The sequence below is a fragment of the Lysinibacillus macroides genome (assembly GCF_001281525.1).
Lineage (GTDB): Bacteria > Bacillota > Bacilli > Bacillales_A > Planococcaceae > Lysinibacillus > Lysinibacillus macroides.
In genome coordinates this window covers 217330-236440 of the sequence record NZ_LGCI01000008.1, presented here as the reverse complement: position 1 = coordinate 236440, position 19111 = coordinate 217330, and the positions used below count along the sequence as shown (strand labels likewise).

Sequence of the window (19111 nt, the reverse complement as noted above, 5' to 3'; positions counted from 1 at the left end):
CCCTTTGATTAAAGATTAGAGACCTTTTCCTCGTTAAATAAATTTCCATTGAAAGCTTTTTGTAACAAGGCATTATACATATTTTCAAGTTCTTCAATACTTGACTGCATTAATGACTTTTGTTTTTCTATTTGTTCTACTTTACTTGCGAAATCATTTTGTAAGTAAAGTGGAGGTAAAATTACAGGTAATTTTTCTATTTGTTGTTTTGTTATAGCCTCTCTTGTTGCCCCACCGTTTGTAGCAATTTGCCATAAATATCTTTGATAAATTTCATTTGTAAACAAATAGCTTAAAAAGATATAATTAACCATTTCCTCTTTAGGTCTGATAATAGCAACATGCTGATTGACTCTTGCGGGTAATATATCAGTAGGAACAATACAACTTCTAGCTACAGATGCCCCGGTAATATTAAGTAAAACATCATTTTTGAATACCTCAACATTGTTTAGCTTTTCTGCTTGCTCTTCATCGATAAAAGCTAAATCTTTATAACTAAATTTATTATTATAAACATTCATACTACGAATCAAACTGATACCACTATCTTTATAACTGGCGTTACCACCTTTAGGTGTAGCGCCTGAACCTATTTTAATAGCAACATCTTTACACGGGGATATTTCCCAACCCCTAACATTTGTAATTGGATCACCAAACATCTCCAAAAACATACTTTGTATTACTTGGTCTAATGCTTCAAGTTGTTGTTTACGTTTATTGATAAGTTCTTGAACTATATCAAGAACTTGAACAACCTTGTGTTGAATTCTTAAATCTGGTAATGGAACAATAAAGTTTTTCACATTAGCTGCAGATAAGTTAGGTTGTGAACTACCCGTATTTGTCTTATTTATCTGGGAATATATTACTTGAGAGTTTAATAAATACATTAGATATGATGTATTTAGTCTCTTTTCATTTTTATTTCTTAATATTACTAATGATGAAGCAATTGCCCCTTTATCAAAATCAATTAATGCACTTTTTCCTAATGAACCTCTTAAACAAAATATAATATCTTTATTTTGAATTTTTCCTGAACCTAACTTTTCGTAAACTTCTTCTGAAATATAATTCATTTTTGAAAAGTTAACTCTTGAATTGTTTATATGCCCTGCATTAATAAACGGTATGCCAGCATCTATGAATTCATTTGATTTAGGATAATTTTTACCTCTATCTCCATTTATAAATTCACATACATCTTCCAATCTAACAAACTCCATGCCTTACTCCCCCAACAATTTTCCAAGCTTTTGTAATCCATTTTGAATCTCAATCTCAACATTATTAATTTTTTTAAATATTTCTTTGGAATCATCGTATTTAATTTCTTCATATTCAATTTCTTTATATTTATTAATTGACAAGTCATAATCATTTTCTCGCAATTCTTCAACTGGTACAAAAAATGATTGCTCTGTCCGCTTACGTTCCTTTTCAGTTTCTAAATTACTGAATCGCTCAACAATATCCGAAATATCATTTTCTTTAATAGGACTACGTTTATCATCTAAAGAAAATCCGTCTGTTTTCATTTCATAGAACCAAACATTATCAGTTCCACCCGCACCCGTTTTGGTAAAAATCATGACAGCAGTCGATACCCCTGCATATGGTTTAAATACACCACTCGGCATTGAGATAATCGCTTCTAGTTTGTGATTATCAATAATTTCTTTACGTATTTGTTTATGTGCATTTGAGCTACCGAATAATACACCATCAGGGACGATTACTGCAGCACGACCACCCGGTTTTAAGATTCGAATAAATAATGATAAAAATAAAAGTTCAGTTTTCTTCGTTTTTGCGATTTTTAATAAATCGTTTGAAACGGCTTCATAATCAAGTGATCCCTTAAAAGGTGGGTTGGCCAAAACAAGTGTATATTGTTCTTTATCCTTGTTTATCTCAGCAAGTGAGTCACGATAATCAATATTCGGATTATCCACACCATGAAGCATCATATTCATAGCACCGATACGAAGCATTGTGCGATCCATATCATTACCGTAAAACATTGTTTTATGATAATGTTCTTTTAAACCTTGAACTAAAAATAAGTCGTTATGATGATCTCTTAAATATTCGCTGGCTGCAACTAAGAATCCAGCCGATCCCATAGCTGGGTCAATAATAATATCTTCAGGAGTTGGTTTCATTAATTCAACCATCATGTTAATAATGTGTCTCGGCGTACGGAACTGACCATTTGTTCCAGCTGTTGCGATTTTTGATAGAAGGTACTCATATAAATCCCCTTGAGTATCACGGTCTTTCATCGGGATATTGTCAATCCCGTCCACAATTTTAGCTAACATATTTGCCGTTGGAATCATAAACATGGCATCGCCCATGTATTTTGAATAAGCTGAATCATCTGTTCCATGCAATTCTTTAATAAAAGGGAAAACTTCTTTTGAAACAACTTCATACATTTCTTCAGGTGACCCTAACTGTTTAAAGCGATGCCAACGTAAATGTTGTTTCTCTTTTGGAAAAACACCTTCAAACTCGATATCTAGTAATAGTGCTTCATTTTCCTTTGTTGTCTCGACTTCATCTAACCCTTTTATAAATAATAAATAAGTAAACTGTTCAATAACCGTTAATGGATTCGTAATTCCACCTGTCCAAAACGTCTCCCAAATCTTATCTACTTTACTCTTAATTTCACCTGTTATCATTCAAAATTCCTCCTATAATACTCTCATTTCAAGTATACAGATTTTTACAACCTTAATAAATGGATAATATTAACGACCTATTTCCATTTTCCTATCATTCAAACTGATTTCTCTTTTAAAATAAAGCTCGATAAAGATAATACATCATCTTGAATTTTCCCCACATCCCAAGCTTCGTTTGCTAATCTTTTTCTGGTAGTTAAAGCAAAACCTACGTTTTCCTTTCTAATTTCCCAATCATAAGCAAAGCTGTTTTCTTTTGAAGCTAAGAATAAAAGATTGCTCATTTCTTTCATATACTCTTGATGATTAAACCACATATTCGCTTCTTTTCTTCCATGTCCATCACAACTCATAGAAGTTTGAAATCCAACTTTATTTAAGGAAAACACCATGATAGCAATGCCATAATCTAATTCTAAAATAGACAAATCATTTCCTTCGTTATCATTCCATAAAGGAGGAATGAGGTTTCCCGATTTAGAGTACTCCACATCCTCTCTTGATGCTGTTTCGATTTGATTTAACAAGCCGGAAGGTAAGGAATCCGAGGTTACTCGAATTCCTTTTTCACCAATTTCGATAGATAATGGAAGTCTAGTTAATAAACGTACTAATTCATTAAAGTTAGATTTGGAATACCATGAATCTAAAATAAGTTCACCATCTACTAAATCAACCCAAAAGCCTCTTCTGCGTATGCTATCTCTTAGTTCCAACAGATTTCTTTTATTCATAAAGGTCATCCTCCCCTAATTTTTGCGAATAGCCGTTCCAAAACCAACGTTTTGATAAGCATTAAAGTACAGGTTCTTTCTTTCTTCCTGTGCCTTGCGGATGATATCATCTGCTCTTTCTAGTTCACTTATAAATTCAGTTTGTTGTTCAATTGATAACAATGGAATCTCAATTGATTTAATGTCATTAGGTGTTAAAACTGTCACAACCGAACCACTTTGATTTACTTCAAAAAAGTACTGGCCAGCTGGGCTTTCTAATATACGCTTTACATATAACGGATTTACTTTATCAGATGTCAATCGAATAATTACAAACATACTCGATACAAGAACTTTTTCCGTATGTTCTGGAACAATGGCAATTTTTTGTTGAGTACCTCTACTGGATACGAGAATATCTCCCGGTTTTGCAGTTATGCGCTCGATATCTCTAGTCTGGATTGGAAATTTATCAATTTTCTCAAATTGAATTTCTCCATCCTCCACATCTCGAATTTGGATAACAGGATATAATTCACCTTCAGCGCTCTCTATTTGTCTACGACTTGGCAGATTAACTCCTCGTATTACCTCTGCAAATTCTTTGATTGGAACTAAATTTCCCGTTTCTGTTTCATATTTTTTTCGATTAAATAATACCTTTCCAAATTCGGTCTCAAGTTCAATATTGACGAAATATAGTGAAGGATTTAAATCAAATTGATTTTCTTCAATTTCTTCTATTGGAACTATTCTTGAATAACGCTCAATATTCTCAAAGCGATCTAATACATCAACGATCTTATCGATATGTTCTCGCTTTAAGAATTTTTGTGTTCTTGTTCGTTCATAATCACCCTCAGCATTGATAAATTGCACCTTTCCTTTTTTCTCATTCGGCTTATTTTTATTTAAAATGAAAAGTGAAACCTGAATCCCAGTTCCTACAAATAAATTAGAAGGTAAAGCGATAATACTTTCGATTACATCGTCTTTTAACAAAATCGAACGAATTTTTCTCTCGGCTGCTCCCCTGACAAGTGTTCCAAATGGTACAACAAGAACTGCTTTCCCTGTACTTTTTAATGAAGCAAGTGCATGAAGAATAAATGCATAGTCCCCATGAGCCTTAGATGGAACATCATATAATTCAAATCGTCCAAAAGGGTCATTCACGGCAAATTCATAACCCCAGTCTCTAACCCCGAAAGGATAATTCATTAATACATAGTCAAATTGTTGAACACGTCCGTTTTCTACCCACTTTGGTTCTCGGATCGTATCGCCATCACAAATATCACCTCGTTCTGGAAGAATTTGATTTAAAAACAAATTCAGTTTACCAAGTACAAATAGCTCCTGATTAAACTCCTGACCAAACACAGTTACTTTTTCGTTCTTATTTGCAGCATTCAAATAAGCCTGAACAAGTAAATTGGCAATTCCAGCTGTGCCGTCATAGACAGAACCATTTAGAGGTTTAACTGATTCAACCATTAATTGAATTAATCCATCGGGTGTAAATTCAAACCCTTTTGCTTCATTTATGAATTCTTTCAGTAAGCTGTTGAAAAATGAAACATTCATTTCTTTACTCTGGTATTCATCTTTTGATAGACCATATCTTTCAAACAAAACAACCAATTTGTATAGATTCTTCTCATCTATCATTGAAAATGAGTTGCTGACAAATACTTTCGCTAACGATGGTTCAAGCTTCTCCAATTCTAAATAAAGTTCAAGAAGTGTCTTTTTAACAGCACTACCGGCATTTTTTATGTCTTCTCTCGTTGCCACTTTTGAAAGTCCATTTTTATACTTTTCCATCCCCATCGCTGCATAAAGAGCATGTAGTTTTCCTACTTCACTGATTAAAGTAAAATCGATTTGCTTTTTACTAAACTGATTCTCTAATTCATTTATAAATTGAAATGTATTTTCAACCATTTTTATTCCTCCTTAATATCCTGTAAAAGTATTTTAAATTCCTTTTTAATTATGAGGCAAAAAAAGAGACTTTATTATTTAGTAATTCAACTGCAGAATTGATCACTTCCGAAAGGCCACGATTTCGTGGATAAGTAACAGGAACTGAGTACTTTTTAGAAAGTTTTTTCACTTCCCACATGGTTTTATGTGAACAAGCAGATTGAATCAAAACTACGCAATCAGCTTTCTTAACCAACTTTTCAAATACTGAAGTACTTTGTCTTTTTATTATACCATTATGAAATAAGATATCCATATTTCCCTTTTTCTTACCCATTTCTTCATATCCCTTTTGATTAAACCCACCAATTATAAGAACAGTACTCATTTTCCCGCTACCTCCTTTTTAGTGATGTATTTTCTTCGTTGATTACCTCTGTGTATCTAATATAACATTTAAATAAATTCTTGTAAAGGGTATTTTAAATTCCTTTTTATTAAAATTAAAATTCCTTACTGAATTACTATTGATTTTTTTATTGTCTGAACCCATATGGATGTGGAGCGAACAAATGTTTAAGAAAAAACTTTCCTAAAGAATTCTCATGTAAAATATTTAAAGCCAGAAAATTAAAACTTTAATTTTTCTATTAGAATATCGAAAATCCGAAAGTATAATGCTTCAGAGCATTGGTTATTCAAAGTTTTTACGTTTGGACATTTTTTTCAAAAAAATTTTATAGAAATTGTTTTTACCTCTTAAAATAGGAAAAAACATGGATACAATGTTTTACACATCAGGAAAAGTAAATTTCCTCTAAAAACTTTAAACTAAAATTACTAAGGAGAGAAGAAAACTATGAAATGCGCAGCTTACGTTCGAACAGCTAGTAAAAATCACGCAGACTTAAATTTAGAAAAACAAACAGAAATCATCATGGCCTTTATTTCTGAAAATAATTGGCAATTAGATACTATTTATGGTGATGTCGGATCTGGAGTTCATAAAAATAGAGGTCTTCAAGCACTAATTGAGGAATGTGGAGAAGGTAAATTTGATGTCATTGTAATAACTGATTTAACTCGAATTTCTAGAACAACTGAATTATCAATTGAACTAATTAATCTTTTTAAAATGGGAAAAGTGCATATTGTAACAACGGATAATACAATCAACACCTTCCGCGATGATATTAGCAAATTAACTATTTATAGTAAGTTTTGTGCAAATGAATTCGAAACTATGAGTCGGAGAATAAGAGCAGCTAAAAAAATTCCAAAAAACAGCCACTAATCGAATAAATAGTGTAACTCCATTTTAGAATCCGCAGAGATTCCTAGTCATTAACATGGACTTGGTAATTCTGCGGATTTTTCTTTTTATATTTGATTACTAAAACACTAGTAACTTTTCTACCACCTATTTTCTTCAAATCGCTAGATATCATAATAAACCTCGAACAGCATTTAATAAACAGAATAGTTAAACTTTATTTTTATATGAATTTGCTCTTAGAATATCAAAAATCCGAAAGTATCATATTTCAGCTAGACCAGTAAGCCGGCTGAAACATCTAGCCACCAAAATAATGGAGGCTAATAAAATGAATATTGAACGTGTTTATAAAAGTGAAACAACATTAGAAAAAATCATAACTGATCTAATCAATAACCAAATTGACCAACTATTAAAAAGCTTATATGCTAAAGATAACACCACTACATCTCATGATGAAGGAAGTGGTCAATCATGAGATTAGCATTGGCAAGTAGTAATTCATATAAAGAAATTGGACAGCAAGAACTTGATAGTACTTTAGCAAACAGACCATTAAAAGTTGCTATTCTAGTTCGTGTATCAACTCATAAAGAAGAACAAAAGTCATCCCTTGAAAATCAAAGAAATTTATTCACACAGGTATGCGCGGAGAATGGATGGGAAATTTATGACTTTTATCAAGAAATTGAATCGGGTACACACAGTAACCGTAAAGGACTTAATCAATTAATCAATGACGCAAAAGAAAATAAATTCGATTTAATTCTATCAAAAGAATTATCACGTTTAGCAAGAAATGTACCCCTTGCCTATCAATTAAAGGAAATCTTAAATAAACATAAAATCCATCTTAAAACACTTGATGGGGCAATTGATACTTTAAATGGAGACCAAGATAAATTTGGATTGTATGCATGGATTTACGAACAAGAATCACAAAAAACAAGCAATCGGATTAAACATACATTCCGAACAAAAGCAAAAGAAGGGGAATTTAATGGTTCCGTACCACCCTACGGTTATTATCTTGAAAATAAAAAGATATTTATTAGAGATGATTATACTCCTGATATTGTTCGTAAGATTTTTCAAGAATATATTGAAGGTAAAGGGTTTGATGGTATAGCCCGTGGCTTATATAACGAAGGAATCCCAACTCCTTCACAGATAAGTGGAAAGGCTAATGCTGGAGATAAGTGGCATGGTTCAACGATTAAGAAAATTCTAATGAACCCTCACTATACTGGGGCGCTTGTACAATGTCGTGATACTAAGCCTACTATCACTGATTCAAGATTATTACTTCCTGTGTCTGAATTTGTAATAGTAGAAAATGTTCACGAAGCTATTATTTCTCTAGATACATTCAACACTGTTCAAGATATGATTATTTCTAGACAACGCATCAGACCCCAACGAGAGTATAAAATATTTTGTGTAAATAGAAAATTCCATAGAAAAAGGAAGACCCTTTCTTGGTAGAATTAAGTCACCACAACCAATCCTAGAAAAGAGGTCTTCCCTATGAATCAGTTTACAACAGAAATTGTCGATGCACTAGTCAAAAAACAAGATATTACCGAGGTTTTTCGTTCGCACTTGGAAATGGCGATCAACTCGCTACTGGCGACAGAGCTGACGGAATTTTTGGATTACGAAAAATACGATCGTATCGGGTTCAACTCAGGCAATTCTCGCAATGGGTCTTATTCGCGTACACTTCACACGGAGTACGGCGATTTAACGCTTCAAATCCCGCGGGATCGCAACGGTGAGTTTAAACAACAGACAGTGGTACCATATAAGCGCTCGAACGATACGCTGGAAGAAACGGTCATTCACTTGTTCAAAAAAGGCATTACGATGGCGGAAATTGCGCAATTAATTGAGAAAATGTATGGGCATCACTATACGCCGCAAACGATTTCGAATATGACAAAGGCTGTTTCAGAAACGGTAGAAGCCTTTAATAACCGTCCTTTGCACAATCGTTACGTATGCGTGTATTTAGACGCGACGTATATTGCCGTGCGTCGTGATACGGTGTCAAAAGAGGCCGTCTATATTGCAGTTGGTATTCGTGAAGACGGCTCTAAAGAAGTGCTTGGCTATACGATTGCCCCAACAGAATCGGCCTACAACTGGCAGGAGCTACTACAAGAGCTCAAAGACCGTGGTGTAGAAGACGTACTTTTATTCGTATCAGACGGCTTAAAAGGCATGGCAGACGCTGTGTTTAATGTGTTTCCAAAGGCAAAATATCAGGTGTGCCTTGTCCATGTGGCACGCAATATCATGCATAAAGTCCGAGTAGAAGATCGCAAGGAAGTGTGCGAGGATTTTAAAACGATTCACCAGGCAAAGAACGCTGAAGCAGCGAAAAAAGCGCTCGAGACGTTCTGCGAAAAATGGGGCAAATCGTATAAAAAAGTCGCACAAGGCTTACTCGAAAACCCGTATTTACTGACGTTTTACGGCTTTCCCAAGGCGATTTGGCGAAGCATCTACTCGACGAATTTAATCGAGTCGTTCAATAAGCAAATCAAAAAATATACAAAGCGCAAGGAACAGTTCCCGAACGAAGAATCGTTGGAGCGCTTTTTAGTGACGCAGTTCGAAGACTATAATCAACGTTTCGCCACACGCTGCCACATCGGCTTCAATCAGGCCCGTGCAAAGCTAGAAGAAATGTTTGAGCAGCTGCACGAACCGGCAAACTAGACCGGGACGCGCCAGCGCGAAATTTGAGTGTGTAGGAAAGGGCTAGCCCTTTCCTACACACTCAAATCAACACTTCGAACAAGTACAATTGAATACACAGGTGATGAGTTCCCTTGAACGGGTGAATCGTCATTTACACAAAAATATTGACAGTACCACCCCAACAGGAGATTCATTTATTCACAAATACAGCTTTCTGTGCTGATTGTGGTAGAGGTTTGCACTTTAAAAAGAATCGAAAAGGCTATGTATGTGGTAATTATAATAAACATGGAATCAAAGCATGTTCAGAACATTTTATTAAGGAAAAGCAACTTGCTGAAATAATACTGGAAGATATTAGATCCATAACAGCTAAATTAAACTTGGATGATGTAATGGGTTTTATCGCAAAGAAAGCTAATAAAGTAACCAATAGTACAAAAAAACGTTTGGTTAAGATTGAAAAAGACATTGCAGATTTAAATAATGACAAAGTAAGACTTACAAAACTTCTAGCTCAATCAAGTATAAAAATAGAAGACTACCGCTTAACTATTGATGATATCGATAATAAATTAAATATCTTAGTTACTGAAAAATACGAGCTAGAAAAATCAAATTCAGTATCAAAGGATACAACAGCAACTGATATAGCTAAAATTAAAAAAGAGCTAAGTTATTTCCTTCAATTCAATGAGTTAACAACTGAAATGTTACACCGTCTAGTAGATCGAATTGAAATTAAAAAAGACGGATCTCCAAGAATCTTTTATCGCTTTTCTAACGAATTACTTTAATCAGAAAAGCTCGTCTAAATAAAGAAGTTTAAACGAGCTTTCTTTTTTTATATTAATTTTAGCAACGCGCAACACTCCACATGGCTCGAGAGGACAGAATGAATGTCATTTGAATTTGCCCGTTCTCGGAAACATATCCACTACGTTTTTTGCACTATCGGTTAGCGGGAACATATCGACATTATGAATGACTTAATCTTAACTAAGAAAGTATAACCTTAACATAACTTGATGGGTTTGGTATCACCAAGTCATCTTTCACTGGATGTTTCTGAGATACCGCACTCTTAAAATCAATCAGATCGTTAATGCAGTCATATAAAGCGTTACGAACATCTTTTAGTTCATTCAATAAGCTATCTAGATCTATTTCTATAGACTCAAAGTCTGATGACTCAGCAATAATATTTCCTTTTCAGGCACGAAACATATAAATTAAACAAACAAATATGTTACAAAAAAGCTTGACCACAACAGAGTTGTTCTTGTATCAATATGTACTTCTCTTATATCTGTGTTGCAATGCCCTCTCAATCATTGAGATATCGTCAGCATCAAATTCCTTTTTAGACATTTCAACCGATGCCAGAAATTCTTTATTTTTCTTTAGTGACTTGGCAAGCAACTTCTTATCTTTATCATCAAGCTTAATTTTGTAGAGCAAATTCGCCATAGAGATTACCATACTCTTGTGATTCTTGAAATACGTTCTGAATGAAACACTCTCGGAGGCACACAACTTTTCAAAATCTTGCTCTGTATATTTAGGCTGTAGACCTAAAATCGGGTTAACAAGCAGCATGGTGGAAGCTTCCATGAGGTTAACATATGCACCTAACTCATACTGTTGAGTCTCAGACATCTTGTTGTAATCAGCCCCAAAAGTTTCAATTTTAATAATGGCCCCTGCTAATTTCCCAGCTTCGTCCACTATCCTCTTAATACGCTCACTCAGCTCCACAATCGCAAGCTCGTACGATTTAATATCTCTATTGCTAATAAGGGTAAAAATGTTCTCCAGTCTTTCCTTATCACTTTTCGTCTTGAAAAACATCAATCCGCTGGCAACAATGGAAAGACCTGCGATTGTCCAACCTACTGGCCCAGCAAGCGCTAAAAATGCATTACCTGCTGCCATTCCACCTCCGCCAGCTACCAAAGCACCCCCACCTAACCATGCCAAAGCTGCATTCGTAGCCGCTGCACCACTTAAAGCGGATATGGCGGTCCCTGTAGATGCTACACCAAAGGTTGTCGCAATACCCATAGCCGCTGTAGGACCAAGGGCAGCAACAGCGACACCTGCACCTACGCCAGCAGCTCCCTGACCTGCAGCCTTTACCTTAGTCTTCTTATATTCCATTTCTATGTTTTCTGCTTGCTGCTTCCAATTTACCCTGATAGCTTTCAGTTCTTCATATTTTAACTTATCCTCTTCAGGCACATTTCGAATACGATCAAATAGCGACTGTATCATGTTTAAAGAAGCATATAAATCACTGGTGTGTTGACCCAGTTCTTCAATTTTCTTATTAGTCTTTTTAGCAGCGGCCTCTGCTTTCTGTTGCGCTATTTGAAGTTTTGATAGTTTCTTAGCCATATCATTTTCCTCCAAAAAATTTGTCTATATCTGACTTGCTCTTTAATATTTTGTTGGCTGGAACATTGCGTAATTCTGCCAATGCTGATGATTTCCCAAAAGCCTCTGCATAAGCATCGCTTTTTTCAAAATCATCAATAAACATCAAAAGGTGTGCATCATCATACTTTAGAGACAGAATTTTCAGACCCTCTATGTAATTATTGACGATAGTGATTTCTTTTGACGCAAAATCAGCTTCTCTCTTTGCACGGCTATACGAAATAGCTCTCTTTGTTTCTCCGTACAAGGATATAGTGAATCGACCGACTCCTACGACGTTGAGGCGCAAAACAAATTCAACTGCATTAAAAGAGCCGCCACCCTCTATAAAAGCTCTACCCACCGCATCACCGATATCAACTAAACAGAATGTTCCGTGTGCAACAGTTAACATTCGTTTAACCGTTGGATTGGAGAATGGCTCGCACTTTTTCCACATAAGTGCAAAGGAACGATCTGCCTTTGGTGTTTCTGAGAAGTAGCTGAAAAGACGTCGGATTGCATAAATGAGTCGAACAAGCAGATCATTCAAAAAGACCGGGATAGCTTGTGCAACCTGGAAACGTGTATCGTAACCTTTCTCAAATATGTTTAAAGCCAACTCATTCATGGCCTTATCTGTTTCTGTTACGCTAAGACCCAACTTTGCTTTTATAGCAATAATATCATTGGTCCAAGTCCAGAGCGGTGATGGGATGCCCATTCCACGATTTCCGGCTCTGGCACTGGATTGGGAACCAGCAACATCCGAAATGAGATGCCCTATCCAGTTCGTAAATCCACAAAATAATTTGCTGGGAACATTCCCACCCCGTAATTCCCATTTTTCATCTGCTTTCTGCAAGGAAACAAGTTGCCCATCTGTGACAAAGTGAGAAGAATTCGTGAATTGATCGAGCATCGAAAAGAACAGACCAAGCAAGCTTGGATTATGAGCAAGGGATTTAAAATGATGATTTTTTGCATTTAAATCAAATATTGCCCTTCCTGCATCACCGAGACCAGTCTGGTCATATGGCACTTTGAATTCATTTTCCAAGAATCGTAGTGCTGATTCGAGACTATCAAAATTCTTCTTTTTTGGATGGAAAAGTTTAGCAAAATCCATTGTTCTGTTGGCAAACCACTTATCGGTAATATCGCCAAGAGGAGACTCGCCGGGCTTTCCAACTAAAAATATATCGATAACACCGCATAATGCTCCGGAGCTTGCAGCCAAAGCATAGTCTAACTTATCACAATTTGGTTTCAATTTTTTGATAGAATCGACTGTGTCATTTAAAACAACAAGCTCTGCTTCTGCTTGTGCCAAAGCATCGGCAATGGATGTAGAAAAACCAAAACCATCATCATCAATACTTAAATCAAGAAAAATATCCTTTCTTGTCATCGTTTTACCCATATTACCACCTCGCATACGAACGTCCATCTGATTGGTCACTCATTTCAGTGTATATTATCCCACTTGAATCAAGATTTGTCGTTATCAATTTATCGCAATCTCAGTGTAATAATATTATCACAAATGCAAATTTCAAAGGTCGCGCCACCGGCGACCCTTGAAATTTGCACTCGTATTAAAACCGACACCCTAAACGACACCCCGACACCCCTGTGCCTATGCCGCATATTTTCGTATTAAATTCTGCCTCAATCAATTCCATAGCTTCATTAACCACCTTACAACCATACTATTAATCTCCTCTTTTTTTCTTTCCGTAGTTCTTCGGGAAATAATCCTTTCCAAGTAGCCAAACATACTGGTCAATTTGCTTCAGGTTATATTTATCCAAGCCATAAAAGGCACGGAAATCAATCAGTATGCCTTTGAATTTAATATAGTCTTTCAAATCGCCATCCTGGAAGTCTGAGAATCTATTACGATTCCTAAAATAGCGAAGCACCCCATCGACATAGCTATCATAAATCGGATAATCGAGTGGATTGTGATGGCTACAATACTTTGTGGCAAAAGAGTAAAAATTCTTCTCTGCATCACCGATAGTTATATACTGAATATCTCGAACTAGGGTAACATCACCAGCTTTAAGTCTTGAATCAATATCCAGAGCGCATATGTGCTTAGCCACCGGATAGATTGAGAAAATATTCGTACTATAAAAGTCGTTAAGCGTTGATGACTTCAAAAGAACATCGATAATGTCAGTATTCTTTGGGCATAGCTCAAAGAACAGTTTATTAAGCGCATCCTCCTGCAGGTGGTAGTTCTCAAGACGATCCCACTTAGCTAGATAAAACTCAACCTGCTCAATCGATGGATTAGGAACATCGACATCCTTTTTCTTCATACGAGTATATGTACGATTAGCAGCATTCTCCTGCTTAGAGGTTAATGGCTCGGCAGTTCCATCAGAAGCTAAGAATAAACGAAACCTTCTTAGATGAGACAAGTAACTATTAACAAGTGATTTAACATTACCGGTCGAGTTCTTAGAAAGAGCCTGTATTAATGAATCTTTTGCCTCATTCTCGAAATCAGTAGCAGTCACTGCATTCCAGAACAGGTCTTTGCTCCCTTTCCTCCAAAGGTAGAAGGTGTCTGTGTAAGCAGTATTGATTGTTAGTTTTGAAATGTTCTGGCTATGTAAGAATTCTCTGTATAAAGAACGCAGCTCATCATATGATAAAACTTTCATTTTGTTTATATCCAAAGTCGAACCCCCCTTTACTTTACTCTTTGCTCCTTTTAATTACAAAAACTCGCTTTATATTTCATGAGTGTATCTTCTACCTCGTGCCAGATTGTTACCGTTTCACCGTCATCCTCAAATACTTTACCGTGGCTCTTAGGCCCATCCAACTTCATCTGCGAATAATTATTCTTAAATGTTGGCACGTAAAGTTCTGGGTTGTTTTCATCACTGCATAAGCGCTCCATCATGTCTATGGTAGCACGACCTGTGGCGGCAACTGCCTTAAAATAAGCACGGATGATTTTGTGGTTATATTGATTTGGCTTAACAGCCCATACTGGGATTCGGTGATTTGCTTTTCCGTAAAAATCCTTGTTTGTATCTTCATTTTGTTTTGCTACTGTTTTTGGGTTATAGGCTTGTGATGCCTTTTCAAAGGTTTTTGCAATATACCAGCGCATACAGCTTTCCACTGCAGCATCTTTTGTTTCATTTGTTAAATTCAATGCGATGCAGAATTTCTCATATACATCTGCATCAACTGTAAAGGTCACGCTTTTATTCATCGTTTACACCTCGCTATTTACTCTATTACAAATTATACCATCAATTTGTATTTTGTAAATACTAATAAACTAATTTGTATTTACTCATAAAAAACACCCTGCATTTCAGCAAGGTGTTAGATCCTAATAATATTTTGTTGTTCAGTTCAATTTTCAATGTCTTTACTAATGCCTGACTTAAATTCCACCTCAATCCTGTCATCGTGGATCGTAACTTTTTCAATAAGCCGCCTTACTAATTGCTCATCATATTTCTCCAACTCGCAAGATTGTTCATTCAAGAAATCAGTCATTTCAGCGATTCGTTGCCTTTTTCCTTCTCGCTCTGCATTTTTAACTAGTGCATTTTGCTTCAATTCTCGAAGGCGGTAAATTTCATCAGCCACATCTTCATAGTCATTCTTGGACTTTGCTTGTATAAGAAGCTGTTGTTGTAATTCTTCCAATTTGCCATCAATATCATCGGTGGTATGATCATTTTCTTCATTAAATATAGTAGCTATGTTTTTCTGCAAGCTTGAGATGAATGGTTCTTTGTTAGCCAAAAGTTCGTTAATAGCCTTGACCACTGCTGTCTGCAATGTTTCCTCATTTATGGTAGGGGCAGTGCATTCAGAGTCCTTCTCCTCCAAACGGCTGACGCATCTCCAAACAATAGACTTGTAGCCTCGGTTATTCCAATGTACCCGTCGGTAAATATCACCGCACTGTCCGCAGTAAACAATACTCGATAAAGCATACTTACTACTGTAAACTCGCTTTTTACCGCCTTTCCCGCCGCGAAGATTTGCTCTTCGAACCATCTCTTCTTGAACCTGCATAAAAAGCTCACGTGGAATGATAGGTTCATGACTGTTTTCTACATAATATTGGGGAACGATGCCGTTATTCTTGACTCGCTTTTTAGAAAGGAAATCAACCGTATATGTTTTTTGTAGAAGGGCATCACCAATGTATTTTTCGTTCTGCAGTATCTTTTTCAATGTTTCTGGTCTCCATTTGGCTTTGCCTGCCGCTGTTAGAATACTGTCTGCTTCTAGTCCTCTTGCTATCTGTAAAAGGCTGGCTCCTTCAAGGTACTCCCTGTAAATCCGTTTAACAACCTCAGCACCCTCTGGATCAATCACTAGCTGTTTATTTTCATCCTTGGTATATCCAAGGAAACGCTTGTGGTTGACCTGTACTTCACCTTGCTGATAGCGATACTGAATACCTAGCTTTACGTTTTGGCTTAAGGATTGGCTTTCCTGTTGGGCAAGGGATGCCATAATGGTCAACAAGACTTCACCCTTGGAATCCATGGTGTTGATATTCTCTTTCTCGAAGAACACAGCAATGTTTTTATCCTTTAACTGACGGATGTATTTAAGGCAATCCAACGTGTTTCTAGCAAATCGGCTGATGGATTTTGTAATGATCATGTCAATATTGCCTGCCATACACTCTTCAATCATGCGGTTGAATTCATCACGCTTTTTGGTATTTGTACCTGTGATGCCGTCATCCGCAAAAATACCTGCCAATTCCCATTCCTTGTTCTTCTTAATATAGTTTGTATAATGCTCTATCTGAATTTCATAACTTGAAGCCTGCTCCTCACTATCCGTTGAAACACGGCAGTAAGCAGCAACTCGTATTTTGGGTTTGCTTTCACTATTTTTATTATTTCCGACTCGTTTAATTGCCGGAATGACTGTTACATTCCTACTCACTGCCACTTGTTACACCTCGCTTTCTATCAAATTGTAGGCATATTCCGCCTGCTTGTATGGATCTTCATATTTTTGCACCAGAGGTTTTGCTTTGAACTTTACAGGGTAATCCCTTTCCGGTTCATCTTTAGGCTCCCATATCCTTCCGAGTTTTTCTGCTCGTTTTCGTTTTTCCACCTCAGCCTTTTTAAATGTCACCTCATCAATAATTGGAGGGTAGAAGTCATCGCCAAGGTATTGCTTGTTCTGCAACATCTTTCCTGCAGTGGCATGATAGCAGTCTATCCCAGCTTTTTTAGCAGCACCCTTCAAAGAAAGTCCTGCCAAGTATCCTGAAAATAATTCTTTTACTTGTTCTGCTGCTATATCATCTACAACAGCCTTTCCATCTTCAATTCTATATCCATAGGGTGTGTGACCCATCTAATTCACCAACCTTTCCCTCAATGTGATTCCACACTTTAATTCAAATCCAACTTCCTCTCGTGAAAAGACAATAATCTTTTCTACGTAATCTTCAAATAGCTTATCCTCATAGGCTGTGAGCATTTTGGATTTAGTGGCAAACTTAAGCAGACGGTCAACCTCGTCTACTTTTGCAAAATTGCCATTGATGGAACGAGTGAGTTGATCCTTTTCAGCAAGAAGCCTTTCTCTTTCTGTTTCCAGTGAATTCTTTTCTTTATTAAACAGGGCAGGTTCCAGATACCCTTTGGCCATTAAACCTGTCAGCACCTGGCTCTGCTCCATGTTGTTTTCAATTTTAGTTTCCAACTCTTCAATTCTACGAAAACTCGCTGCATTGTTCTGGTTACGTAACCCCTGCCAAAGTGGTCTTAATATGAACTTCTGACCAAATATGAGTTTATTCATCATCGTAACAAATGCAGTCTTTATATCTTCATCTCGAATGAACTGCATGGAACATTCCGTTATATTGCTTATGTGCTTACTGCAGCACCAAGCAATGTATTTTCTCGAACCAGATGAATGTATCCGTCTTTTAAAGGTACTGCCACATTCCGAGCAGATAATTTTGCTGGAGAAAGAATATCGGTTTAGATATTTACTGTTGCGCTTTTCGATGCCTTTTTCCTTTGCTCTCTGATTGAGAACAGCATCCACAGCTTCAAAATCTTCGTGGCTGATAATTGCCTCATGGTGGTTTTCTACTAGATACATATTTTTCTCACCATAATTGGTATGCCTGTTAAAATGGCTGTCAGTATAAGTCTTTTGCAAAATAACATCACCAGTATATTTTTCATTGGTCAGAATTCCTCGAATGGTAGTAGATGTCCAACGACCCCCTCTTTTTGAAGGGATACCCTTTTGATTAAGATCATCTGCAATTTTCTGTGTACCTTTGCCCGATAATACTTCTGCAAAAATATACTTTACAATTTCAGCCTGCTTAGGGATTACTATCATTTGACCATCAATGTTTTGATAGCCATAGGGTGGGTAGGAAATTTTAAAGGTTCCGTTTTGAAACCGTCTTTGAATGGCCCACTTCGTATTTTCTGAAATGGAAATTGACTCACTTTCTGCGAGTCCGCTTAAAATAGAGAGCATCAACTCGCTTTCCATTGACCCCGTATTGATGTTTTCTTTCTCAAAATAGATATGAACCCCAAAGCCTAACAGTTTTCTAACCATCTCCAAGCAGTCTGTAGTATTTCTCGCAAATCGGCTGATGGACTTTGTAATGATTAAGTCAATTCTCCCAGTTTCACAGTCTGATAACATTCTAAGCAGGTCAGAGCGGTTTTCCTTTTTCGTGCCACTGATTCCCTCGTCATAATATAAGCCTGCATATTCCCATTCTGGATTCGCCTTTATATAGGTCTCATAATGAGCCTTTTGCGCTTGCAAGCTGACTAGCTGTTCATTACTATCTGTTGAGACTCGGCAGTAGGCAACTACTCGTGTTTTTGCCTTAATAAAAGAGTTGTTCATATTTCCTTCTATTTTCGTTATCTTTTTCATCCTCTCACCTCCTTCTTGGTAGGTCACATATTACCTCTGAAACCCTTATATATCAACGGTTTCAGGGCATTATCTCAGCTAAAAAGGGGGAGAATGTTTGGCGATTTAGTGCATCTATCTTGTTGAATTCCGCTTCAGTTATTAAACCTTTTTGGAGCATCTTTCTAAGCATTTTTTCTGCCTGGATATAATCAAACTCACGCTGTAGCTGTTCCTGTGATACCCTCTTTAATTCAATGCTTTTGTCTATAATCTCGTCTGTAATCTTTGTAACCTTTTTATCCTCGTGCTGATTCACTAGGAATCACCTCCTACCTAATAGCCGTGGGAACAGGTCGAAGTTGAGGATTTGTAGAATTTAATTAAATCAAGGCATAAAAAAAGAGCCTGCAAGGGAAGAACCCCAACAGGCTAGATAAATTAAT

Annotated in this window: 18 protein-coding genes; 5 read left to right on the top strand and 13 right to left on the bottom strand. The window is 36.4% G+C overall.

The genetic code is table 11. The features are described 5' to 3' along the window. Positions 1-8 precede the first annotated feature (8 nt). The 5 genes from ADM90_RS23860 to ADM90_RS13205 all read right to left on the bottom strand — a co-directional run bounded on the left by ADM90_RS23860 (position 9) and on the right by ADM90_RS13205 (position 5732). The gene (locus tag ADM90_RS23860) at positions 9-1232 is read right to left on the bottom strand and encodes a restriction endonuclease subunit S (RefSeq protein ID WP_083448552.1); all 1224 of its coding nucleotides are present in this window, start codon (positions 1230-1232) and stop codon (positions 9-11) included. Between the two features lie 3 nt (positions 1233-1235). After that, positions 1236-2696 (bottom strand): type I restriction-modification system subunit M, encoded by a 1461-nt coding sequence (locus ADM90_RS13220; RefSeq protein WP_053995441.1) that lies wholly within the window; start codon positions 2694-2696, stop codon positions 1236-1238. Between the two features lie 98 nt (positions 2697-2794). Further along, positions 2795-3433: a hypothetical protein gene (locus ADM90_RS13215; protein ID WP_053995440.1), complete on the bottom strand. Its 639-nt coding sequence runs from the start codon at positions 3431-3433 to the stop codon at positions 2795-2797. 15 nt (positions 3434-3448) lie between these two features. Further along, positions 3449-5362, bottom strand: a complete 1914-nt coding sequence (locus ADM90_RS13210) for an N-6 DNA methylase (protein WP_053995439.1) — start codon at positions 5360-5362, stop codon at positions 3449-3451. A 49-nt stretch (positions 5363-5411) separates the two neighbouring features. Then, positions 5412-5732, bottom strand: a complete 321-nt coding sequence (locus ADM90_RS13205) for a DUF2325 domain-containing protein (RefSeq protein ID WP_053995438.1) — start codon at positions 5730-5732, stop codon at positions 5412-5414. A gap of 471 nt (positions 5733-6203) precedes the next feature. On the opposite strand from ADM90_RS13205, the gene ADM90_RS13200 reads away from it, so the two are divergent. From ADM90_RS13200 to ADM90_RS13185, 5 genes are all read left to right on the top strand, one after another. Beyond that, the gene (locus ADM90_RS13200) at positions 6204-6638 is read left to right on the top strand and encodes a recombinase family protein (protein ID WP_053995437.1); all 435 of its coding nucleotides are present in this window, start codon (positions 6204-6206) and stop codon (positions 6636-6638) included. 310 nt (positions 6639-6948) lie between these two features. Further along, complete coding sequence (locus tag ADM90_RS24505; RefSeq protein ID WP_161804073.1) at positions 6949-7098, top strand: hypothetical protein; 150 nt, start codon at positions 6949-6951, stop codon at positions 7096-7098. Then, entirely contained in the window at positions 7095-8105 is a 1011-nt protein-coding gene (locus ADM90_RS13195; RefSeq protein ID WP_083448551.1) for a recombinase family protein, read from the top strand. Before ADM90_RS24505 ends, ADM90_RS13195 begins: the two co-directional genes overlap by 4 nt. A 42-nt stretch (positions 8106-8147) precedes the next feature. After that, on the top strand, positions 8148-9344 hold the full coding sequence (locus ADM90_RS13190) for an IS256 family transposase (RefSeq protein ID WP_053993757.1): 1197 nt from the start codon (positions 8148-8150) through the stop codon (positions 9342-9344). Between the two features lie 146 nt (positions 9345-9490). Then, positions 9491-10123, top strand: coding sequence for a recombinase zinc beta ribbon domain-containing protein (locus ADM90_RS13185; protein WP_161804072.1), 633 nt, complete (start codon positions 9491-9493; stop codon positions 10121-10123). A 490-nt stretch (positions 10124-10613) separates the two neighbouring features. Here ADM90_RS13185 and ADM90_RS13180 read toward each other — a convergent pair whose 3' ends face one another. The 8 genes from ADM90_RS13180 to ADM90_RS13145 form a co-directional block, all read right to left on the bottom strand. After that, positions 10614-11723, bottom strand: coding sequence for a hypothetical protein (locus tag ADM90_RS13180; protein ID WP_053995435.1), 1110 nt, complete (start codon positions 11721-11723; stop codon positions 10614-10616). 1 nt (position 11724) lies between these two features. Then, positions 11725-13167 carry a hypothetical protein gene (locus ADM90_RS13175; RefSeq protein ID WP_053995562.1) on the bottom strand — a complete coding sequence of 481 codons (1443 nt, stop codon included), beginning with the start codon at positions 13165-13167 and terminating at the stop codon, positions 11725-11727. A 292-nt stretch (positions 13168-13459) separates the two neighbouring features. Next, entirely contained in the window at positions 13460-14437 is a 978-nt protein-coding gene (locus tag ADM90_RS23855; protein ID WP_083448549.1) for a PD-(D/E)XK nuclease family protein, read from the bottom strand. A gap of 35 nt (positions 14438-14472) precedes the next feature. Next, positions 14473-14985 carry a hypothetical protein gene (locus tag ADM90_RS13165; RefSeq protein WP_053995434.1) on the bottom strand — a complete coding sequence of 171 codons (513 nt, stop codon included), beginning with the start codon at positions 14983-14985 and terminating at the stop codon, positions 14473-14475. Positions 14986-15131: 146 nt separating this feature from the next. After that, the gene (locus ADM90_RS13160) at positions 15132-16703 is read right to left on the bottom strand and encodes a recombinase family protein (RefSeq protein ID WP_053995433.1); all 1572 of its coding nucleotides are present in this window, start codon (positions 16701-16703) and stop codon (positions 15132-15134) included. 3 nt (positions 16704-16706) lie between these two features. Then, positions 16707-17120, bottom strand: coding sequence for a serine integrase family protein (locus ADM90_RS13155; protein ID WP_053995432.1), 414 nt, complete (start codon positions 17118-17120; stop codon positions 16707-16709). After that, on the bottom strand, positions 17121-18686 hold the full coding sequence (locus ADM90_RS13150; RefSeq protein ID WP_053995431.1) for a recombinase family protein: 1566 nt from the start codon (positions 18684-18686) through the stop codon (positions 17121-17123). A 61-nt stretch (positions 18687-18747) separates the two neighbouring features. After that, the gene (locus ADM90_RS13145) at positions 18748-18984 is read right to left on the bottom strand and encodes an SHOCT domain-containing protein (protein ID WP_083448548.1); all 237 of its coding nucleotides are present in this window, start codon (positions 18982-18984) and stop codon (positions 18748-18750) included. Between the last annotated feature and the right edge of the window lie 127 nt (positions 18985-19111).

Excerpts from the sequence above, each read along its gene's own strand:
- ADM90_RS13205 (WP_053995438.1), bottom strand. The coding sequence starts at position 5,732 with ATGAGTACTGTTCTTATAATTGGTGGGTTTAATCAAAAGGGATATGAA.
- ADM90_RS13165 (WP_053995434.1), bottom strand. The coding sequence starts at position 14,985 with ATGAATAAAAGCGTGACCTTTACAGTTGATGCAGATGTATATGAGAAA.
- ADM90_RS23860 (WP_083448552.1), bottom strand. The coding sequence starts at position 1,232 with ATGGAGTTTGTTAGATTGGAAGATGTATGTGAATTTATAAATGGAGAT.
- ADM90_RS13180 (WP_053995435.1), bottom strand. The coding sequence starts at position 11,723 with ATGGCTAAGAAACTATCAAAACTTCAAATAGCGCAACAGAAAGCAGAG.
- ADM90_RS13210 (WP_053995439.1), bottom strand. The coding sequence starts at position 5,362 with ATGGTTGAAAATACATTTCAATTTATAAATGAATTAGAGAATCAGTTT.
- ADM90_RS13150 (WP_053995431.1), bottom strand. The coding sequence starts at position 18,686 with ATGAAAAAGATAACGAAAATAGAAGGAAATATGAACAACTCTTTTATT.
- ADM90_RS13155 (WP_053995432.1), bottom strand. The coding sequence starts at position 17,120 with ATGGGTCACACACCCTATGGATATAGAATTGAAGATGGAAAGGCTGTT.
- ADM90_RS13220 (WP_053995441.1), bottom strand. The coding sequence starts at position 2,696 with ATGATAACAGGTGAAATTAAGAGTAAAGTAGATAAGATTTGGGAGACG.
- ADM90_RS13195 (WP_083448551.1), top strand. The coding sequence starts at position 7,095 with ATGAGATTAGCATTGGCAAGTAGTAATTCATATAAAGAAATTGGACAG.
- ADM90_RS13190 (WP_053993757.1), top strand. The coding sequence starts at position 8,148 with ATGAATCAGTTTACAACAGAAATTGTCGATGCACTAGTCAAAAAACAA.
- ADM90_RS13175 (WP_053995562.1), bottom strand. The coding sequence starts at position 13,167 with ATGGGTAAAACGATGACAAGAAAGGATATTTTTCTTGATTTAAGTATT.
- ADM90_RS13200 (WP_053995437.1), top strand. The coding sequence starts at position 6,204 with ATGAAATGCGCAGCTTACGTTCGAACAGCTAGTAAAAATCACGCAGAC.
- ADM90_RS13215 (WP_053995440.1), bottom strand. The coding sequence starts at position 3,433 with ATGAATAAAAGAAATCTGTTGGAACTAAGAGATAGCATACGCAGAAGA.
- ADM90_RS24505 (WP_161804073.1), top strand. The coding sequence starts at position 6,949 with ATGAATATTGAACGTGTTTATAAAAGTGAAACAACATTAGAAAAAATC.